This window comes from Photobacterium sp. GB-210 (genome assembly GCF_003026075.1).
GTDB lineage: Bacteria > Pseudomonadota > Gammaproteobacteria > Enterobacterales > Vibrionaceae > Photobacterium.
This window is the reverse complement of record NZ_PYNU01000005.1, coordinates 62758-82132: the sequence shown is the minus strand read 5'-3', so window position 1 is coordinate 82132 and position 19375 is coordinate 62758. Positions and strand designations below refer to the sequence as shown.

The window sequence follows — 19375 nt, the reverse complement described above, 5'->3', positions numbered from 1 at the left end:
ATGGAGAAAAATATAATGAAGCGTTTTTTGGCGGTTTTATTTACCGCACTCACTCTTTTTTTCACCACAAGCCATGCTTTTGCTGCTGATAAAAGTACCCTTGAACAAATTAAAGAACGAGGCACATTACGCGTAGGTTTATCAACATTTGTACCTTGGGCAATGCGTGATAAACAAGGTGAACTCATTGGCTTTGAAGTCGATGTCGCTAAACGTGTCGCTAAAGATGCGGGTGTAAAAGTAGAGTTTATACCTACAGCATGGGACGGTATTATCCCAGCCCTGCTAGCAGGTAAATTTGATGTTATCATTGGCGGAATGTCGATAACACCGCAACGAAATCTGAGTGTTCTTTTTACAACACCCTACTCTCATTCAGGTGTTCAACTTGCCGCCAATAAAGAGTTAGCTGGCGATAAGCTCTCCATTGCTGATTACAATAAACGTAGCGTAACGCTAGCTGTGCGTCGCGGTGCTGTAACAGTACAAACGGCGAAGAAATATTTCCCGAAAGCGAAATTACGTCAATTCGATGATGAAGCACAAGCATTCCAAGAAGTTTTAAATGGCAATGCGCAAGCTGTATTAGCATCAACACCAAAACCAGAGCAAATGGCTCTGCAATACAAAGATAAGCTATTTCTACCATTTAAAGAGCGTCTAAGCCAAGGCTCTGAAGGTTTTGCTATCCGCCAAGGTGATTTCAACTTGTTGAACTTCTTTGATAACTGGATTTTACTTCGAACTCAAGATGGTTGGTTACAAGAGCGTTATAACTATTGGTTCACCACAGTTGATTGGCAGAACCAGGTAAAAGAAGGTCAATAAATTAATGTCTTCTTGCTCAACTGCAAAGAAAACACTCTCGCAGCCAGAAAAAATTCTGGCTGCTAAGTTTTCATTAAAAAAACTTAAACCACTTGATTACATTCTCTTAGTGATAATGAGCTGTTTCATCGGGTGGTTATATTATCGTTCATCTGTTGGCATTAATTACCACTGGCAATGGCATAAAGCCTTTGATTTGGTTTTTACCCCTGGCCAAAACGGAGAGCTTCCTTATTTCTTTCAAGGTATTATCAGTACTATTCGATTAAGTTTGTGGGGTATGCTGTTTGCTGCGGTATTCGGGCTGCTTTTAGCTTTAGGGCGTCGTTCTTCTTTTATCTTTTTCCGTCTGCCAGCTAATGCTTATATTCAATTAGTCAGAAATATCCCGCCACTGGTTTTTGTTTTCATTTTCTATTTCTTTATATCTAGCCAATTAGTTCCATTGCTAGGACTCGATAATCTATTTCGTAATTACCATGGTAACGAGAATCTTCTGCAAGATATCCTCTTTGGTAATAGTCAGTTATGGGAAAACCTTTTTTCTGGCATTCTATGCGTTGGCTTAATAGCTGCTGCTTATATCGCTGAAGTCATTCGCTCTGGGCTTGATGCAATAGATAAAGGACAATGGGAAGCAACCAGCTCTCTTGGGCTTTCTCGTCTTGATGGTTTCCGCTTTGTTATTTTCCCGCAAGCAATCGCAGGCATAGTACCAGCACTGGCTGGTCAATTTATCTCAATAGTGAAAGATTCATCAATTATTTCATTGATCTCTATACAGGAGATAACCTTCGTCGGCAGTGAAATGGCGAACTCATCGGGGTTAATCTTTGAAATTTGGTTACTTGTTGGCGCTGTCTACTTAATTTTATGCCTATCTTTATCTCTTTTATTCACCCAATTAGAGAAACGTAGCTTACGTCATCTTCAGCGTTAGATATGACAAATAAGCCCTGAATACATATTGAATGAATATATCATTGTATTCAGGCTTATTTGACTCACAACTTCATCTATTAAGATCAATGTAATATCAGCATTTACTTGTATATGCTCTTGTTTGTTTAATGCCAATTTTTGTCGCTATTTCGGATAACGAATAATTAAAAAATAATGATAAATACAATCTTCTAACTACAGAATTCTTACGAAATATAAGCATACCTTTAAGCTGTCGTGCTGTTTAGTATTCATTTGTCGTTTTATATCAATAGTAAAACCTCGTTAGTAATTATTATTACTAGATGGTAATAATGATTTGTATAAATATCACTTGGTGAAACGTATTCTTTGACACTAAAATGCGCATCTCTTTTTTAATGATAGATAATCGTAATGTTTAAACTATTAACTTCTATGCCACCTTTTTTAGCTTTATCTATTGCCATTGTGTTTGAAGTGATCGCAACGTCTTTCATTCCTAAAGCCGAGCAATTTACTAAACTAGTTCCAAGTGCGGTTGTGCTTGTCGGTTACGCTGTCGCTTTTTTTCTATTATCTGTCACCGTTAAAACTATGCCTGTTGGTATTGTTTATGCGATTTGGAGTGGCGCTGGTATTGTCCTCGTTGCAACGATTAGCTTTTTTATTTATGGACAGCGCTTAGATTTACCCGCAATTGTCGGTATTGGTTTTATTATTGTCGGTGTTTTAATTGTTAACCTATTGTCGAAAACTGTTGGCCATTAATAAATCACTTCAATAAAAAAGGCAGTAATCATTGCGTATGATTACTGCCTTTTTACTTATCCACTTTATCGAATCATACAGTGTATGTTCGTAGCCTCGCCATATGGTATACATTGGCATACTCGCCATTACGAAACGCAAAGTTTTTCGCCTCGCCTTCAATTTCAAAACCATGTTTTTGATAAAGCTTCATTGCAGCAATGTTGTCTGTATACACTTCTAACTCGATACGTTGAACATTGAGCCATTTATCTGCCAACATCAATGCCGACTGTAACAATTGCCCACCAACACCTCTACCTTGAAATGTCTCTTTCACCCCCATACCAAAGCTCGCAACGTGCCTGCGCCTTGGGTTATCACAAACCGACAGTCCAAGTTGCCCGACAATTTCTCCCTCATATTCCGCTACCAAGCTATAGCACCCTTGAGGTAAATCCGACAATCGAGACGTCCAACGCTCAAGTGAAGGAAATGGGAGTTGAAGTGTACCACCATAAGCAATTTCAGATTCATAAATAGCTTTAACACCCGTAATATCTTTATCTTCGCTATGTCGAATAATGATATTTTCCATTAGTACACTCCTTTTTTAATCACATTACCACGCGATACGTTTGCCGTCGTAGTTAATAAATGCGCCTGAACAGCTTGGTGAACTCTGCTCTATCACTTCAAACAATCCTTTAGCTGAAGTTTCTATATCAATAAGTGCATTAGGGCCGCCCATCTCTGTTTGTACCCAGCCAGGATGTAAAGCAATTACCGTAAAACCCTCGTCACGAAGATCATTACTTAAACTTTTTACTACAGAATTAAGTGCGGCTTTTGATGAACGATAAATATAACCACCACCTGAAGTATTTTCTGCCATGCTGCCCACTTTTGAAGACATGCAGGCTATTTTTTTTGTCGTCCCATTTTTGAGTAATGGGTACAAGCTTTCAATTAACTTCAATGGTGCAATCGTATTTATTTCAAAAACACGACGCCATTCTTCGATATCTGTCTGACCAAAGCCATAGCCTTTTGGACCATAGTAACCAGCATTATTTATCACAAGATCGAGGCTTGGTAATCGCGTGGCTAGCTGATCAAGCTGCTCGTAATTGGTTACGTCTAATGAATGAATAATGAGATCAGCATTATGGCTAGCAAGATCTTGCAGATCTACCGCTGTTTCTAATGTTCTCGAGGTTGCATGAACCAACCAGCCTTGCGATAAATACTGCTTCACTAGCCCTAGGCCAATCCCCCGATTAGCTCCTGTTATCAATACGCTTTTTTTCATCGTCTCCCCTTACTCATCAACAATAAATACTATTAGTTATCAATCCAATATACCGATTGAATATATACAAACAACCTTAAAAGCCGACAAAAGCAAGAAACACCGTATTGATAATAATTATCAATTGCATTTAAAGATTGCGTTTGTTATAACTTTGAAAAATTTAAATTACTTTCTTTATAGGGATAAAAAGGATGAACTTTCATCAAAAGCAACGATTACGATACGTGACAAATGCTGTACTGCTATCTGTTGGATTGTTTATGAGTACAGTCAGCCATGCTAATGATAAGTTTAAAGTAATTACAACATTCACAATCATTGCTGACATGGCAAAAAATGTCGCAGGTGACGCCGCTATTGTTGAATCTATTACTAAACCCAATGCGGAAATTCATAATTATCAAGTAACACCTGGCGATCTTAAACGGGCACAAGGTGCTGATTTAATACTTTATAACGGTTTAAATTTAGAACTGTGGTTTAATAAGTTTTTCCAAAACCTCCACGATGTTCCTTCTGTAACGGTAACTGAAAATATCACGCCTTTAAGTATTACTCAGGGTCCTTATAACGGTAAACCAAATCCTCATGCTTGGATGTCACCTGAAAACGGTATTATTTATGTAGAAAATATTCGCCAAGCACTGGTTAAGCATGATCCTAAAAATGCGGATATTTATAATAAAAACGCTCAACAATATACCCAAGAAATTAAGCAAACAATTGCACCTATTCGTAATCAGATTAATACCATACCGGTAGATAAGCGTTGGCTTGTTACCAGTGAAGGGGCTTTTAGCTACCTTGCTCGTGATTTTGGACTAAAAGAGCTGTATTTATGGCCTATTAATGCTGATGCCCAAGGCACGCCTCAACAAGTTCGTCAACTTATCGATGCTGTTCGTCAGCATCACATTGATGCGGTTTTCAGTGAAAGTACTGTTTCAGCAAAACCGGCTCAACAAGTCGCACGAGAAACAGGCGCTAACTATGCAGGCGTGCTTTATGTTGACTCTTTGAGTGCTAATAACGGTCCTGTTCCTACCTATCTAGCGCTAATTAAAGTGACCTCTCAAACCATCGCTAAAGGGCTGAGTTTATAATGATAGGATTAGATATAAACAATATTACGGTTACATACCGTAACGGTCATACCGCTCTGCACAATGCGACATTTAGCGTTCCTCAAGGCTCTATCGCAGCCCTAGTCGGGATGAATGGCAGCGGGAAGTCCACGCTTTTTAAAGCCATTATGGGATTTGTATCCACCAGCCAAGGTAGTGTGAAAATCCTTAATAATACAGTCAAAAACGCGCTAAAAAGTAATGTCGTCGCCTATGTTCCGCAAAGTGAAGATATAGACTGGAACTTCCCTGTTCTGGTTGAAGATGTCGTCATGATGGGTCGTTATGGTTACATGAATATGTTGCGTATCCCAAGAAAATTAGATCATGAAAAAGTGAATATTGCTCTCGAGCGGGTCAATATGACTGACTTTCGTAAACGTCAAATAGGAGAGCTTTCTGGTGGTCAACGTAAACGGGTATTTCTTGCTCGTGCACTCGCGCAAGAAAGTCAGGTGATATTACTCGATGAGCCCTTTACAGGCGTTGATGTTCAAACCGAAGATCAAATCATGGCATTGTTACGCGAGCTTCGTGATGAAGGCAAAGTCATGCTCGTCTCTACCCATAATCTTGGCAGTATTCCTGACTTTTGTGACCGTACAATTTTAATTAATAAAACTATTTTGGCATCAGGAGAAACAACTAAGATTTTCACACCAGAAAATTTAAAGCTCGCATTTGGTGGTGTATTACGCCACTTCATTTTATCAGGAAAAGATCTTCACGAAGATGACGATAGCCGTAAATTATCAGTTATTTCCGATCATGAACGGCCTGTTGTTATGTATGGTGAAAACGGCGAACAGCAATCTCGCTCCCTTTCCCGTCAACGATAAAAGGAGTGATCATTGTGAACCAATTACTTGAGCCGTTTTTATATAGCTATATGATCAACGCCATGTGGGTTAGTGCATTAATCGGTGGCGTTTGTGCTTTTCTTTCCTGTTATTTAATGCTGAAGGGCTGGTCACTGATTGGTGACGCACTATCACATTCTATCGTACCCGGTGTTGCCGGCGCTTATATGATGGGTCTCCCCTTTGCTTTTGGTGCCTTTTTTTCTGGCGGTTTAGCGGCGGCTGGCATGTTATTTTTAAGCCAACGCAGTAAATTAAAAGAAGACGCTGTTATTGGCTTAATTTTTACTGCTTTTTTCGGGCTAGGTTTATTTCTTGTCTCGCTCTATCCAAGTGCGGTTAATATTCAGACGATTGTAATGGGAAATATTCTCGCAATAACCCCAGTAGATACATTACAAATCGTCATCATTGGCTGTCTTTCTCTTTTAATTTTATCTGTAAAATGGCGTGACTTCATGGTTGTTTTCTTTGATGAAAACCAGGCTAAAACCATTGGATTATCGCCAACATTTTTAAAAATTGTATTTTTTAGCATTTTAAGTGCCTCTACCGTTGCCGCATTGCAAACTGTAGGCGCCTTTTTAGTTATTGCTATGGTTGTGATCCCTGGTGCAACTGCTTATTTGCTGTCAGATCGTTTCTCGATAGTTATTATCTACAGTGTAATTATTGGTGTGATCAGCGCTTTTCTTGGTGCTTACTTTAGTTATTTTATCAATGGTGCAACAGGCGGGATCATCGTGTTATTACAAACTGTTTTCTTTGCTTTAGCTTTTGTATTTGCGCCTAAATATGGTCGATTAGCAACTTATAGAAAAACAAGACAAGCGTTAAAACAAGCCCAAAACTTTAAGCAAACGAAAGGAATTCAACATGGCTGATCTAATCGCGACATTGTTTTCACCTTTTGAATTTATTTTTATGCAGCAAGCTTTTCTGATTGTTTTTTTTATCGCGATACCCACCGCATTACTCTCTTGTTTTTTAATTCTCAAAGGTTGGTCTTTAATGGGGGATGCCATTTCCCATGCTGTTTTACCGGGGATTGTTATTGCTTATGTGTTATCGATTCCATTTACGATTGGGGCTTTTATCGCAGGTATGTTTTGTGCGTTAACCACTGGGTATTTAAGAGAAAATAGCAGAATTAAAGAAGATACAATTATGGGTGTTGTTTTTTCAGCTATGTTTGCGCTCGGCATTGTAATGATGACGAAAATTCACACAGATATTCACTTAGACCATATTCTATTTGGTGATCCTCTTGGGGCGAGTTGGCGTGATATTACAGAAGCAGGCGTAATTGCACTCATTGTTGGATCACTGTGTATTATAAAAGGTAAAGATTTACTCTTACTTATTTTCGATCATCAACATGCACAAGCAATTGGACTTCCGACCAAAGTATTACATTACGGATTGCTTGCCCTACTCTCATTCGCGATTGTTACCGCACTCAAAGCCGTTGGCATGATACTCGTGATTTCAATGCTGATTGCGCCAGGAGCAACAGCCTTTATGCTTAGCCGTCGTTTTCAAACCATGATGGTAATATCGGTATTCATTTCTATTATAAATTGCTTCTTAGGCGTTTATCTTAGCTTCTTTATCGATAGTGCTCCTGCACCAACAATTATATTATTACTGACAATAAACTTTATTGTGGTATTTATTTATCATGCAATAAAACAGCGAGCCGTCATAAAACAAACCCCCGTAAGTTTAATATAATTCCTACTACGCTGTTATATTCAATAATGGCTATCAAATCCGATAGCCATTATTCGCAATAGATCTCAGAATCATTTCACCGTTCAGCGTCGCCCTTTTCTCATTGAACGTATTAACTGTATTACATTTGTTTCGCGCGAATAATTTTTTGTTGCTGTAAAGCTGAAATAGGTAAGCGTTTAAAAGGGCTTACATTACTTCCCCCTGTATTTCCTTCAGGCACAAGACCCACAGCTGTTTTAGTTAATGCGCCAAAGACTCTTAATAACTGTCCTCTTAGCTCTTTGCTATCGCCATTACGTCGTGCCCAATACAGCATATGACAATGAATTTTAGTATGCCAGTAAGTAGAATGTTGTCCCAAAACGTGAGCGTTTTCTAAATGGCTGAACTCTAATACCACATCATTATTACGTCTCGCTTTCCTTGCTAAAGATAATTCTTTTATTACGGCATAAGAGATATTTTGTGAAAATCGATTGAGCATAACTCTCTCCATGATGATGCTTGCTATCTATTTCTAACATTAGAACACACAAATAAATACACCAGTGTTTATCACTTCTCTCTAGGTAACGATCACTTTTTACTTTATGCCATTTACATATTTCACCCATAAACACTGATTGTTTTGCTGATTGTCTCTCCGATTTAAAACGTCGAAGAGGGAATTCATATTTTTCCGTTGCGCTTTTATAGCCGCTTCCCTCTTTCACCTGCTAAAATCACCGCACTATAAAAACAAACTACTGAGCAATGTATGCAAGGAACATTAAGTAAAATGAAGTCAACGTTAAATGACGTTGTTGACTATCATCTCCCTGTCGGCGATCAACAACTGCATTTAAACCCTTTGATTGGTAAGTCACTTAAATTGACTCATACAGGCAATATTTTTTGCCAGTCGTGTGGCAAAAAAACCAAGAAAAGTTACTCTCAAGGTCATTGCTTCCCTTGTATGAAAAAATTAGCGTCATGCGATATGTGCATTATGAAACCTGAAACTTGTCACTACGACAAAGGTACGTGCCGTGAGCCACAATGGGGTGAAGAAAATTGCATGGTGCCGCACTATGTTTACCTATCAAATACTTCGGGTTTAAAAGTGGGTATTACTCGACATAGCCAACTACCGACACGATGGATTGATCAAGGTGCCACACAGGCACTTGCTGTACTAAAAGTAAAAACACGTCAAATTTCAGGTTTAGTGGAAGTGGCTATTGCAGAGCTTGTCGCTGATAAAACCAACTGGCGTGCAATGCTCAAAGGTGATAATGCTGAGATAGATTTAACAGAAAAAGCCTCGGTTTTATTACCAGAAGTAAAAGCTCGTCTTGCAGAAATCACTGCAGAATATGGTGAAGATGCGATTGAATATCTTGATAACGATATTGTTGATATTCATTTTCCTGTTGATGCCTTCCCAACCAAGATTAGCTCACACAACTTTGATAAAGAGCCTGTGGTTGAAGGTATTTTGCAAGGAATTAAAGGTCAATATCTGATCTTTGATACAGGTGTAATTAACATTCGTAAATTCACCAGCTACGAAGTAATTGCTGAAGCATAATTAATCATAAAAGCGAAGTGTCTCGGATAAGAATAGAGAGTTTAAGCTTCGCTTTATTTCTTTACTCTCCCCTGAATATAATCATATTTTCTATTTTGTACCGCAAGATCACGTAAAAAGTTCTCACCCAATACAATACCGCTACCGCCATTGATTAGCACATATTCAATTTCTTCATTAATATCGCCAAGTTTGGTTCTTAACTTTACAACAGGTAAAGATTTATCGCTTTTGTCCGGTACTTTAACTTTTTCATGAATGGCAAATTTATACTCTTTATCAAGCAGTTTAAACGTAACCCAATCTTTTCCATTACGCTCAAATTCAACTAAATCACTTACGCCAATGCGTGAATTTTCTGATAGAGGATCAATATAAGCCGAAAAATACTGTGTTGATGACGCAAGTAAGATCCACTCATGCCGTCCTAAAATAAACAACCCATCTTGAGTTTCTTTCTTTACTGATGAATTCGCTGATTTTGTACTGTTATGTGCAAGGATTAAATCGCTTGAAGCATTAAATTGAGTATCACTGGCATGACGAAGAGAAAGATCAGAGGGCTGGCTCAAAAGATCTGGGATAAAAGAAACAGGAAACTTAGATGATGTAACATGATTACCAGCCACAGATTGATAACTAACTAACAGTAAAACAAACGCAGATACTCGACTTACTTTATTCATCATAAGTTAACCTTTTCGTTCTTCTTTTCTACCCCTACCTTACAAAACATAATACTTACAAAGGGAAATAGGCAACTATTTCCCTCAAACTCATTGCATACTCATGGCTGCTTCAAACTTATTAAACTTATTCGCTAACCAGTTTTCATCATACCAACCCATATTTCGACTGTGTTTCGCATCATCCCACAAACTAAAGAAATAACGTCGTGCTTTAAAGCCATCATCTAATTGACGTTTTTCAATATAGCGTTCGGCGATATGCGTATCACCACGCACATCAAATAAATGGATCACATCGAGTTCACGGTGTTTAAAACCGCTATCACAAGGATCAAGCAATCCCGCCACTTTAAACGTCTTAGGATCAAACAATACATTCGCTAAATGACAATCATCATGTACGAAAGAAGACGCTTCATGAGCTATCGGTGCTAATATTTCTCTACGACGTTCCCATAGCTCAGTATATTGATCTTTGATCTTTGAACTAAATGGCGATACTGAACAAGAAAGGTATCTATATACATCTTTCATCCAGTCATCGAACGCATTATTAAAATCACCGTCAAAGCCTCCGTTATTTAATTCAAAGCCTTGTGGATGATTATGCTCATGTAGTGCGAGTAAAATATCTGTGTAATCTTCACGGAATGTCTCTATCGCGAATTTATTATTGGGTAATTCATTCGCAGGTCGACCTTCGAGCCAATCTAGCACGATATAGTCATACCCTTCTTCACGACCAAATAAATAGATCTGCGGTACAGGACAGCTCACAATACAACGTAACTTCTGTAAACACGCAACTTCTTTACTTATTCGACCTACTTCTCGTGAAAATTTAACAACAATCTTTGCCTTCCCTGTGGCAAGAAATACAACCCAACCATAAAAGGTTTCCTGAATATCACATACATCAGCTTTTTGTCGGAACATTGCGAAAAACGATTTTTCAGCAATATTTTTTAGCTGGGCTCTATTCATATTTTGTACCTTGGATTTTATCTAGCAACTGTAACCAATAAATACCAAATAAGTATAATTATCTTTTTTTATTGGATATTTAATCTTTATTATGGGTTAAGAATGCAACATAACAGCCAATATGACCAGTAGATACGACAAATAAAGCTTAAAATATTTCACTTTTGGTTACATTTGATTTTATTTAGAGCTTTGCAACCGTAAACCAGCTAAAAATTAGCGAATAAAACTCTTTTTTAGCAATAAATAAAAAGCGTGCTCCAAATCACAAAATATAAGCAAAAATAAAAACAATACACATAGGAATGTGACTTACATCTTATTATTCCAAATAGGACTAATGTGAAATACTACCAATTAATAATAACGTTATTCGGCTACCTTAAATATCATGATACATGATTTCTTGTGGCCCAAATAAACCTCCTAGATAACGCTCACCTGTAAAAGTGAAGCCAGCCGTTTCATAACAACGCTTTGCCACTGTATTTTTGCAATTTACTGTTAAATAAATCCTTTGATAATTTGAGTAGTTCTTCGCTAAATAAGTAAATAAAACCATTAATGCTTGTTTACCAATACCCTTGCCTTGTAATTTTTGGTCTATAACAAAGGTTCGCAAACCAATACAATTTTCAGAGCAAAAATCCACATCATGAGAGTAAGCAATATCTATTTTAAAGAAACCTACTATTTGGCTGTTCAACTTAATCACATAAAGATGCATTGTTGCAGATTCACTTTCTAAAAAGTCATCTGCTGTCGCGGCAAATAGAATTTGATCCTCAAATAAAGACACCGCTTTCACACCCTCTTGATCCTTCTCTGTATACCTCAAAATTACAAGCATATTAAGTCCTATCACTGCATTTTAAATAAGCACTATTCCGATCGCAATTTTACTATAAACAGTATGTAAAACATTCATTATTCACAATAAAGACATAATAATGCATTTATTATCTTTTTATATTTAGTTGGCTATATTGAGAACATCATGAAACTTATCATATTCATAATACAAAGCTTTGCTCTGATTTTATTAATTTCTGGTTGCGCACAGCCCAAAGAAGCAACGCACCAGTCTTTGACAACTCAACAGCTACCTATCTTGCTAGATTTTAAAGCTCTGACTACAGCAACAAACGGTACACACTCATACAAAATCTCACCTGATGGTGAGAAATTGGCCTGGCTAAAAGAGAGTTTCGACAACAATGGTAACCCTTATACTGCGCTACACTTCAAGAACTTAAAAACCGGTGAAACTAGTAAATTTAGCAGCTCGATTCCATTCTTCGAATGGATGCCTGATAGCCGTCGCCTTATTTATGTGCCTCACTTTGACGATATGAAATCTAAAATATTCTTTTTAGATACGAAGTTTCCAACACGGCAATTAACCCCTTTTTATGATAAAGATAACCAGATATATGTCGTAGATAAATTACGCAACGATCCGGAAAATATTATTGTAAGGCATAACGGTGGGAATGCTAAAGCGTACAACTTATACCGCTTAAATATTAAAACAAAAAAAGAAAAATTATTATTTAAAGTCGATAAAGAATTAACAATAGATGGGTTCATTATTGATGACAGAGTTAAAGGCGGTTCAATTTTCGCTTATATAAAAGATAACAGAAAAATATATCAATTCGGCACTGATAAATTATTATTTGATGCAGGTGAAAATGGTAAGGTTACCAATGCTAAGATGAATCATAGCAAGAATACCCTCACTATTTTAGCCAACCATAATTCAGACAAGATTCAACTTATTGAGCTAGATCTTGCAACAAATGACGTTATTACTCTTTATTCAAATGATACTGTTGATGTAGACAAATATTACTATGACAATAATCATGCTCCAGCATTAGCAGCCAGTTATCCTAATTATCAAGAAATCATAACTTTTAACCCTAATTATAAAAAATTAGCCTCTACTTTTTATCAAAAAGGTAAAAATGGAATATTTATTTTTAGCACTGACAATAAAAATGAGAAATTCACAGTTAAGCAATATAATGAATACGGCTATAACATTTATCTATATGATACAACTAACAACAAGAAAGAACTTTTATCACAAAGTAAATCAAACAATTACACGCAGTTTCTTGCCAGCCAAAAGCCCATTCAATTCACGAGCCGAGATGGTTTAACCCTCAACGGTTATATCACCCTACCTAAGGCCATTAAAGCTAATAACCTTCCAACGGTATTACTGGTTCACGGTGGCCCACATGCGCGCGACTACTGGGGCTTTTCTCACGAGGCACAATTACTTGCCAACCGTGGCTATGCGGTTATTCAAGTTAATTTCAGGGGATCTACAGGTTACGGCTATGCGTTTACATCTTCAGGCTATGGTGAGTTTTCTAAAGCTATGCATAACGACCTAATTGATGGTGTAAATTGGGCAGTAGAACAAGGAATAACAGATCCGAACAATGTCGCAATTATGGGCGCTAGTTATGGTGGATACGCAACCTTAGTCGGCATGACACAGACTCCAGATAAGTTTGCTTGTGGTGTTGATATTTTCGGCATATCAGATCTTGAGCTGATGGTAAAAAACTTCCCTGAACCATGGAAGCGATATGAAGATATTTGGGTAAACTATATTGGTGATTTCAACGATCCAGAGATGAAACAACAGCGTGCACAGCAATCGCCAATCAATTTCGTTAATAATATGAATGCACCTCTGTTAGTCATTCAAGGTGACAGTGATGCTGTTGTGATCCCAGAGCAATCTCGTCGTTTTGTTGAAGCGGCAAAGAAAGCAGGAAAAAATGTACAGTACTGGGAAATGAATAATGTTGGTCACCATTATGGAACACCAAGGCAAGCAAGGAAACTTGCGAGAAAAGTTGATAATTTCTTAAGCCAATGTATTGGTGGTCGCTCAGCAGGCTAACTATTAATAATTAACGGTGTCATCTCCTTTCAGATGGCACCACGTTTTTTCTTTTTATGCATTATTGCTCAAACTGATTTTCAAGTGACGGCAATATAACCAAAATAAAACAAAAAACACCCAACTATTTGACATATGTTCTGCATTACTAAATTACAGTTACTTACAACTCATTATTTAACCATTTCGAATTTATCTCATTATAATCAATGCAGTTTTTACTTGTGAGATTTCTTTATGAAACTAAAAGCGACAATGGCTGCTGCAATCATGCTTTCTACGATGGCATTTTCAACAACAGCTTCAGCTGATACATTTACATTAGGTCGTACTATTCTTCTTGAAGCTAAAAATAGTCACGCTAAGATCCCTGTACCACTTTGTCGTAATACTAAATCGATTCAGATTAAAGCTGAACGTGATGTGTTTTTAACAAAAGTCGTCTTTAAATTTCAAAATGGCTCTTCGCGCGTATTCCAGTTTCAACGCAAATTAGATAAAAACGAAAAAACAGATTGGCGTCGATTCTCTTATGAGCGCTGTGTAACAGATATTCAAGTGCATGGCCGTGCTGAAGATGGCAGTGCTGGCATTAAAGTTCTCGGTCGTCGATAAGCCAATTTATTTAAAACAAGATCGCTATTAATAGCGATCTTGTTTTTTATATCTCTATAATCTTGCCAGACTGACTTACATTTCACTTGGACTTAAACGATACACAAATGCCGATTGTTCAGAGCCATCGTCAAGCATAACGGTGATCACTACACGGTCATACCCCTCGCCTTCGAAGTCATCAATACGCTGCCAATGCGTTGTCAATTCATCAGACGTAAAGAGTAAGCCTTGAACACGTTCCCCTTCTGATTGCGGTACAAAAGCAGGATAACCTAATGTCGCGCCTTTACCGTTTGGGTAAATAAATCCAATTGCGCTCGCTTTTTTCCAAGAGCCTTTCAAATCAGAAAGCACATAGGCATTAGATTGTTCTGGCGCCAAAGTGCCATAAACGAATAATGTATTAAGCACGAAGAATGAGTCCTCACTATAAGTCACATCTTATTAACTAAACTATAAACCTAAGGACAAAACATATTTAAAGCCATAATGAAAAAGCACTAATTATTGTGATCTCGTTTAAAGTTTACATGCTAACTATCAGACTTTAGTGTAATATCCAGCCCCCGAACACACTAGATTTTAGGTGCTGTGCACCATAACGAACGATATCGAGGCGATATGCAATTACTCGAAGCCAAACTCCATAAAATTGACCGTCATAATTACCGCAGCTATACGAGTATGCGCGGTGAATACCACTTCGTTGATTTCGACTTTTATATTGATACCGTTCAATCGGACCCGTTTGCGCCGGCTTCTCGTGTACGTGCCCGTCGAGCATGGTCACTCACCGATCTAGAATGGTTACGTGAAAAATCTTCAGTCTATCAATGTGCAGCACGAGATTTTATTGCTCGCTTTTTTGCAGATTTATCGCAACAAGATAATGCAGTACTTATTGATATGCCAGGACAGGTGATCCTTGACCGTACAGCGGTGGTATTTGATGACGAAGGTATCGAATTACGTTTTCGTGTAAACCTTCCGGCTGACGGTCGTACCATCATTGCTAAGCGTACAATGAATCTATTAACTTTCCACCTACCAAAAATGATCCGCCGTGCAACGATTGCACGCGAATTACCAATGGAAGAGTTAAAAGCCCACTGTGAAGCAGCAGAAGATCAAGTAGCACTTCGCGCACAGTTAAAAGAACATAAGCTATTAGCTTTTGTTGCTGATGGTAGTATTCTTCCTCGCCTTGCGGGTAACAGTGATTTACCACTTCCGAACGCTGTACCTTTTACAAGCCCTGATAACCTAGCAGTAGAGCTTGAAGCGCCACACAAAGGTAAAATCCGTGGTATGGGTATTCCTGAGGGCATTACTTTAATTGTTGGTGGTGGTTTTCATGGTAAATCAACGCTATTAAGTGCCATTGAGCGTTCTGTTTACGATCATATCCCTGGTGATGGTCGTGAGTACGTCGTAACCAATTATAATGCCGCTAAGATACGCGCTGAAGATGGTCGTTGCGTTCATAATGTTGATCTATCGCCTTACATCAGCAACTTACCTATGGGTAAAGATACCACAGCCTTTACTAGCCAAAATGCATCAGGTTCAACCTCACAAGCTTCTTGGTTACAAGAATCGATCGAAGCTGGTGCTGAAGCATTATTGATTGATGAAGATACTTCTGCATCAAACTTTATGATCCGTGATGAGCGCATGCAGGCACTGATTTGTAAAGATGATGAGCCAATTACGCCACTTGTTGACCGTATCGCTTTACTTCGCGATCAGCATGATATCTCAGTAATGCTTGTTATGGGTGGCTCTGGTGACTATTTAGATGTGGCCGATACTGTTATTCAGATGCATAACTATGAAGCAGTAGATGTAACAGATAAAGCACGTGAAGTTGTTGCTTCTCACCCTACCCGACGTAAAGCTGAAGGTACAGAAGTGATTGTTCGTCCTCGTACACGCCAAATAAACCGTAGCGCGCTGCAAGCGTTACTTGAAGAAGGAAAATTCCGTATTCAAGTGAAAGATAAAACATCGTTACGCTTTGGTCGTGAATACGTTGATTTGCAAGCGTTAGAACAAGTGGCTCATCCTAGTCAGTTACTTGCTATTGGTTACTTATGGTTCCAACTTGCACAACTTAAAGGTTGGGAAAAAGTCCCTGCGCGTGCATTTGCTAACATGCTGCATGATAACTGGGCTGATATGATGCCTAAATACGGCGAAATGTCGAAACCTCGTGTCATTGAGGTAATGGCTGTGCTGAACCGTATGCGCAAAGCTGAATTTAAGTAATAAGTTTAAATCTCAATAGCAATAAATGATAAAAGCCCACATATCGTATTAAGCTATATGTGGGCTTAATATTATCTAGGCTTATTTTAAGACCTGACATATTAATAAAGCCATCTTCTGATAATGGTTTGCTAAAATAGTAACCTTAAATCAAGTCAATTGATAAATAATACAAATGAAAAAGGCGTAACTCAAAACCACTAACATATTACGTTAAGATAGCGAATTAACCTAAAATCAACTATAGTATGCGACCATTTTAACGGCAAGATGATTACATTCATAAGCAACTGAGTTTATGAATGTAATCGGCTATAGCCGACAGTTTAGGAACAAAGCATGTCATTCTTATCACAAGGTTTTTCTCAAGATTTAGTTAAAGCATTAACTGAAATCGGTTATGAAAAACTCACACCAGTGCAACAAAAAGCTATCCCTCAAGCACGTCGCGGTGCTGATATTCTTGCACTAGCACAAACAGGTACAGGCAAAACTGCCGCTTTTTCACTGCCAATTATTCAAAAATTAATTGAAAAACCAAAATCAAAAAGCCGCTTCAATGTTCGTGCTCTAATTTTGGCACCGACTCGTGAACTGGCAGAGCAAATTGCAAATAACATCAGCGACTACACTAAATACACTAGCATCACTTGTACTGCTGTTTTTGGCGGTAAAAAAATGTCGTCACAAGAAAAACGCCTAGAACAAGGTGTTGATATTCTTGTTGCTACACCAGGCCGTCTGATCGAGCATATGGAACTAAACAATGTTTCACTAGCAAACCTTGAATTCCTTGTTTTCGATGAAGCAGACCGCATGTTAGATATGGGCTTCATCGGTGCGATCCGTGTGATCCTTGATGATATCCGAACCAAACCTCAAACCATGTTGTTCTCAGCAACGTCTTCAGCACAAATGAATGCTCTGGCTGCTGATATTCTTCAGAAACCACAACGTATTACGGTAACCCCTGAGAATAGTACAGCTGATACCGTCTCTCACGTGGTTTACCCTGTTGATGAAGATCGCAAGCGTGAAATGCTGTCTGAATTAATTGGCAAAAAGAACTGGAAACAAGTACTCGTTTTCGTCAATTACAAAGAAACAGCGAATCAACTGGTTAAAGAGCTTAAACTAGACGGTATTAAAGCAGTACTTTGTCACGGTGATAAAGCACAGAGCGCGCGTCGTCGTGCATTGGAAGAGTTTAAAGAAGGCAAAGCACGTGTAATGGTTGCAACAGAAGTTGCTGCCCGTGGTCTTGATATTCAAAACCTGCCGTATGTTGTTAACTACGACATGCCTTTCCTTGCAGAAGATTATGTTCACCGTATTGGTCGTACAGGCCGTGCAGGACAAAAAGGTAATGCCATTTCTTTTGTTAGCCGTGAAGAAGAGCTAACACTAGTGCAAATTGAGCGCTTGATCGGCCAACGTATCCACCGTGTTCAATTAATTGGCTATGAACCAAAAAGCCGCGATGCCTTACTAGAGCGTATGCACTCAAAGCCTGCTTTCAGTCAACGTGAAGGGAGAAAGAATAACCCGACACAAGATCAATCTGCTGCTGAGCGTCGTGCACGTTTACGCCGCGCTATCAATAGCAAAGCTACGAAGATCATGACACTTAAAAAATAAGTTTTTTGTTAGTGTTTGATTAAAATAGAACGATAAAAAGCCGAGCATATCATTATGCTCGGCTTTTATTATTTATGGCAAGACACGCTGTTGTGATTGCGTTGGATAGATTTGACACCAATCATTCTTCATGTCAACGACTTGCCATTTATTTTGTTTCGCCGCTTCCATCAGTGCTGGTGTAAACTTACCCTCAAACGAGTTTGCGCCATACTTCCACTCACGCTTTGCATCAGTGTGGTGGATCAGCATACCAAGACTTATACCTTTTTGAGAGGTCGTCCATTTCAACATTGCTTCGTCACCAGTTGAATTACCAATAGCTAAAATTGGACGTTTTCCGATAATCGTTTCAATGTTGATCGCTTTCTGTGGGCCATCATTAATGTAAATCAGCTTGCTGTTTTTCTCTAATTGACCATCTTTATAAGTATAACCAAAAGCGGTACCAATCACATTTTGTGCTGGAATATGGTATATCGCTTCGCTCCATGGTTTAACGAAAGAGCTACCTCCGCCCGTTACAATGAAGACATCAAATTGATTAGCTTGTAAGTAATCAATCAGTTCAATCATTGGTTGAAACACCAACGATGTATAAGGGCGTTTAAAACGTGGCGATTGATTATTTTTAAGCCAGTTAATTACATCTTTGCTATATTCCGCTGGTGTCATCTCTGATTGCGAAGTTTCTAAAATAGGCAACAATGCAGCCCAGCCTTTTTTAAAGATCGCATCAGTATTGTTATTTAAAACCCAGCTATAAGGTGTGGTAGTTTTCCACTCTGGGTGATTAGCACTCTTCTTTTTTATTTGATCAAAGGCAAATAAGAACTGAGTATAGATTGGCTTTTCTGACCATAATGTACCGTCATTATCAATCACAGCAATACGATCAATAGGTTTTACATAATCCTTACTTCCTTCTGTTGTTACTTTTTCAACAAAACTCAAAAGTGCACTTCTTGGTTGGCTATTTGCCCATAACGGTAACGAGGCCGTATTCTGCTGACATTCAACACTGAAAGCAGGTAAGGTAAAAAGTGATAACACTACACCCACAAGCCCTATTACTATTGCTTTATTCTTATTCACACTGATGTTCCATATATTAAAAAGGGTAAGTCAAATAATAACTTACCCTTTC

Annotated in this window: 20 protein-coding genes; 12 read left to right on the top strand and 8 right to left on the bottom strand. The window is 38.3% G+C overall.

Features of this window, described 5'->3' with window-relative positions; translation table 11 throughout:
• The first annotated feature begins 15 nt into the window (after positions 1–15).
• The 3 genes from C9J38_RS09550 (at position 16) to C9J38_RS09540 (ending at position 2520) form a co-directional block, all read left to right on the top strand.
• Complete coding sequence (locus C9J38_RS09550; RefSeq protein WP_107206871.1) at positions 16–828, top strand: transporter substrate-binding domain-containing protein; 813 nt, start codon at positions 16–18, stop codon at positions 826–828.
• A 4-nt stretch (positions 829–832) separates the two neighbouring features.
• Entirely contained in the window at positions 833–1768 is a 936-nt protein-coding gene (locus C9J38_RS09545) for an amino acid ABC transporter permease (RefSeq protein WP_107206870.1), read from the top strand.
• Between the two features lie 419 nt (positions 1769–2187).
• Complete coding sequence (locus C9J38_RS09540; RefSeq protein WP_199187113.1) at positions 2188–2520, top strand: SMR family transporter; 333 nt, start codon at positions 2188–2190, stop codon at positions 2518–2520.
• Between the two features lie 73 nt (positions 2521–2593).
• Here C9J38_RS09540 and C9J38_RS09535 read toward each other — a convergent pair whose 3' ends face one another.
• Together C9J38_RS09535 and C9J38_RS09530 are read right to left on the bottom strand one after the other, a co-directional pair.
• Complete coding sequence (locus C9J38_RS09535; RefSeq protein ID WP_107206868.1) at positions 2594–3097, bottom strand: GNAT family N-acetyltransferase; 504 nt, start codon at positions 3095–3097, stop codon at positions 2594–2596.
• Between the two features lie 24 nt (positions 3098–3121).
• Positions 3122–3811, bottom strand: coding sequence for an SDR family oxidoreductase (locus C9J38_RS09530; RefSeq protein ID WP_107206867.1), 690 nt, complete (start codon positions 3809–3811; stop codon positions 3122–3124).
• A 194-nt stretch (positions 3812–4005) separates the two neighbouring features.
• Between C9J38_RS09530 and C9J38_RS09525 the strand changes: the two genes are divergently transcribed.
• The 4 genes from C9J38_RS09525 to C9J38_RS09510 are packed head-to-tail and all read left to right on the top strand — an operon-like array spanning position 4006 to position 7532.
• A complete protein-coding gene (locus C9J38_RS09525) occupies positions 4006–4917 on the top strand; it encodes a metal ABC transporter substrate-binding protein (protein ID WP_107206866.1) in 912 nt (303 codons plus the stop codon).
• Complete coding sequence (locus C9J38_RS09520; RefSeq protein WP_107206865.1) at positions 4917–5777, top strand: manganese/iron ABC transporter ATP-binding protein; 861 nt, start codon at positions 4917–4919, stop codon at positions 5775–5777. The genes C9J38_RS09525 and C9J38_RS09520 overlap by 1 nt, the downstream gene beginning before the upstream one ends.
• A 14-nt stretch (positions 5778–5791) precedes the next feature.
• Positions 5792–6682 (top strand): metal ABC transporter permease, encoded by an 891-nt coding sequence (locus C9J38_RS09515; protein WP_107206864.1) that lies wholly within the window; start codon positions 5792–5794, stop codon positions 6680–6682.
• The gene (locus C9J38_RS09510; RefSeq protein ID WP_107206863.1) at positions 6675–7532 is read left to right on the top strand and encodes a metal ABC transporter permease; all 858 of its coding nucleotides are present in this window, start codon (positions 6675–6677) and stop codon (positions 7530–7532) included. The genes C9J38_RS09515 and C9J38_RS09510 overlap by 8 nt, the downstream gene beginning before the upstream one ends.
• 121 nt (positions 7533–7653) lie before the next feature.
• On the opposite strand, the gene C9J38_RS09505 is transcribed toward C9J38_RS09510, so the two are convergent.
• Entirely contained in the window at positions 7654–8019 is a 366-nt protein-coding gene (locus C9J38_RS09505; protein ID WP_107206862.1) for a DUF3703 domain-containing protein, read from the bottom strand.
• 273 nt (positions 8020–8292) lie between these two features.
• Here C9J38_RS09505 and C9J38_RS09500 point away from each other — a divergent pair, with 273 nt between their 5' ends.
• Positions 8293–9105, top strand: a complete 813-nt coding sequence (locus C9J38_RS09500; protein ID WP_107206861.1) for a DUF2797 domain-containing protein — start codon at positions 8293–8295, stop codon at positions 9103–9105.
• A gap of 53 nt (positions 9106–9158) precedes the next feature.
• Here C9J38_RS09500 and C9J38_RS09495 read toward each other — a convergent pair whose 3' ends face one another.
• The 3 genes from C9J38_RS09495 to C9J38_RS09485 all read right to left on the bottom strand — a co-directional run bounded on the left by C9J38_RS09495 (position 9159) and on the right by C9J38_RS09485 (position 11628).
• On the bottom strand, positions 9159–9794 hold the full coding sequence (locus C9J38_RS09495) for a RimK/LysX family protein (protein ID WP_233218491.1): 636 nt from the start codon (positions 9792–9794) through the stop codon (positions 9159–9161).
• An 87-nt stretch (positions 9795–9881) separates the two neighbouring features.
• Entirely contained in the window at positions 9882–10778 is an 897-nt protein-coding gene (locus C9J38_RS09490) for a phosphotransferase (RefSeq protein ID WP_107206860.1), read from the bottom strand.
• 382 nt (positions 10779–11160) lie between these two features.
• Positions 11161–11628, bottom strand: coding sequence for a GNAT family N-acetyltransferase (locus C9J38_RS09485; protein ID WP_107206859.1), 468 nt, complete (start codon positions 11626–11628; stop codon positions 11161–11163).
• A gap of 147 nt (positions 11629–11775) precedes the next feature.
• Here C9J38_RS09485 and C9J38_RS09480 point away from each other — a divergent pair, with 147 nt between their 5' ends.
• Positions 11776–13704 (top strand): S9 family peptidase, encoded by a 1929-nt coding sequence (locus C9J38_RS09480; protein ID WP_107206858.1) that lies wholly within the window; start codon positions 11776–11778, stop codon positions 13702–13704.
• Between the two features lie 237 nt (positions 13705–13941).
• The gene (locus C9J38_RS09475; RefSeq protein ID WP_005364537.1) at positions 13942–14319 is read left to right on the top strand and encodes a DUF2541 family protein; all 378 of its coding nucleotides are present in this window, start codon (positions 13942–13944) and stop codon (positions 14317–14319) included.
• Positions 14320–14394: 75 nt separating this feature from the next.
• On the opposite strand, the gene C9J38_RS09470 is transcribed toward C9J38_RS09475, so the two are convergent.
• Complete coding sequence (locus C9J38_RS09470; RefSeq protein ID WP_107206857.1) at positions 14395–14733, bottom strand: gamma-glutamylcyclotransferase family protein; 339 nt, start codon at positions 14731–14733, stop codon at positions 14395–14397.
• A gap of 210 nt (positions 14734–14943) precedes the next feature.
• On the opposite strand from C9J38_RS09470, the gene C9J38_RS09465 reads away from it, so the two are divergent.
• Positions 14944–16590: an ABC-ATPase domain-containing protein gene (locus tag C9J38_RS09465; RefSeq protein WP_045127646.1), complete on the top strand. Its 1647-nt coding sequence runs from the start codon at positions 14944–14946 to the stop codon at positions 16588–16590.
• A gap of 339 nt (positions 16591–16929) precedes the next feature.
• Entirely contained in the window at positions 16930–18228 is a 1299-nt protein-coding gene (locus C9J38_RS09460) for a DEAD/DEAH box helicase (protein WP_107206856.1), read from the top strand.
• Between the two features lie 72 nt (positions 18229–18300).
• Here C9J38_RS09460 and C9J38_RS09455 read toward each other — a convergent pair whose 3' ends face one another.
• The gene (locus tag C9J38_RS09455) at positions 18301–19323 is read right to left on the bottom strand and encodes an HAD family phosphatase (RefSeq protein ID WP_233217792.1); all 1023 of its coding nucleotides are present in this window, start codon (positions 19321–19323) and stop codon (positions 18301–18303) included.
• Positions 19324–19375: the final 52 nt, after the last annotated feature.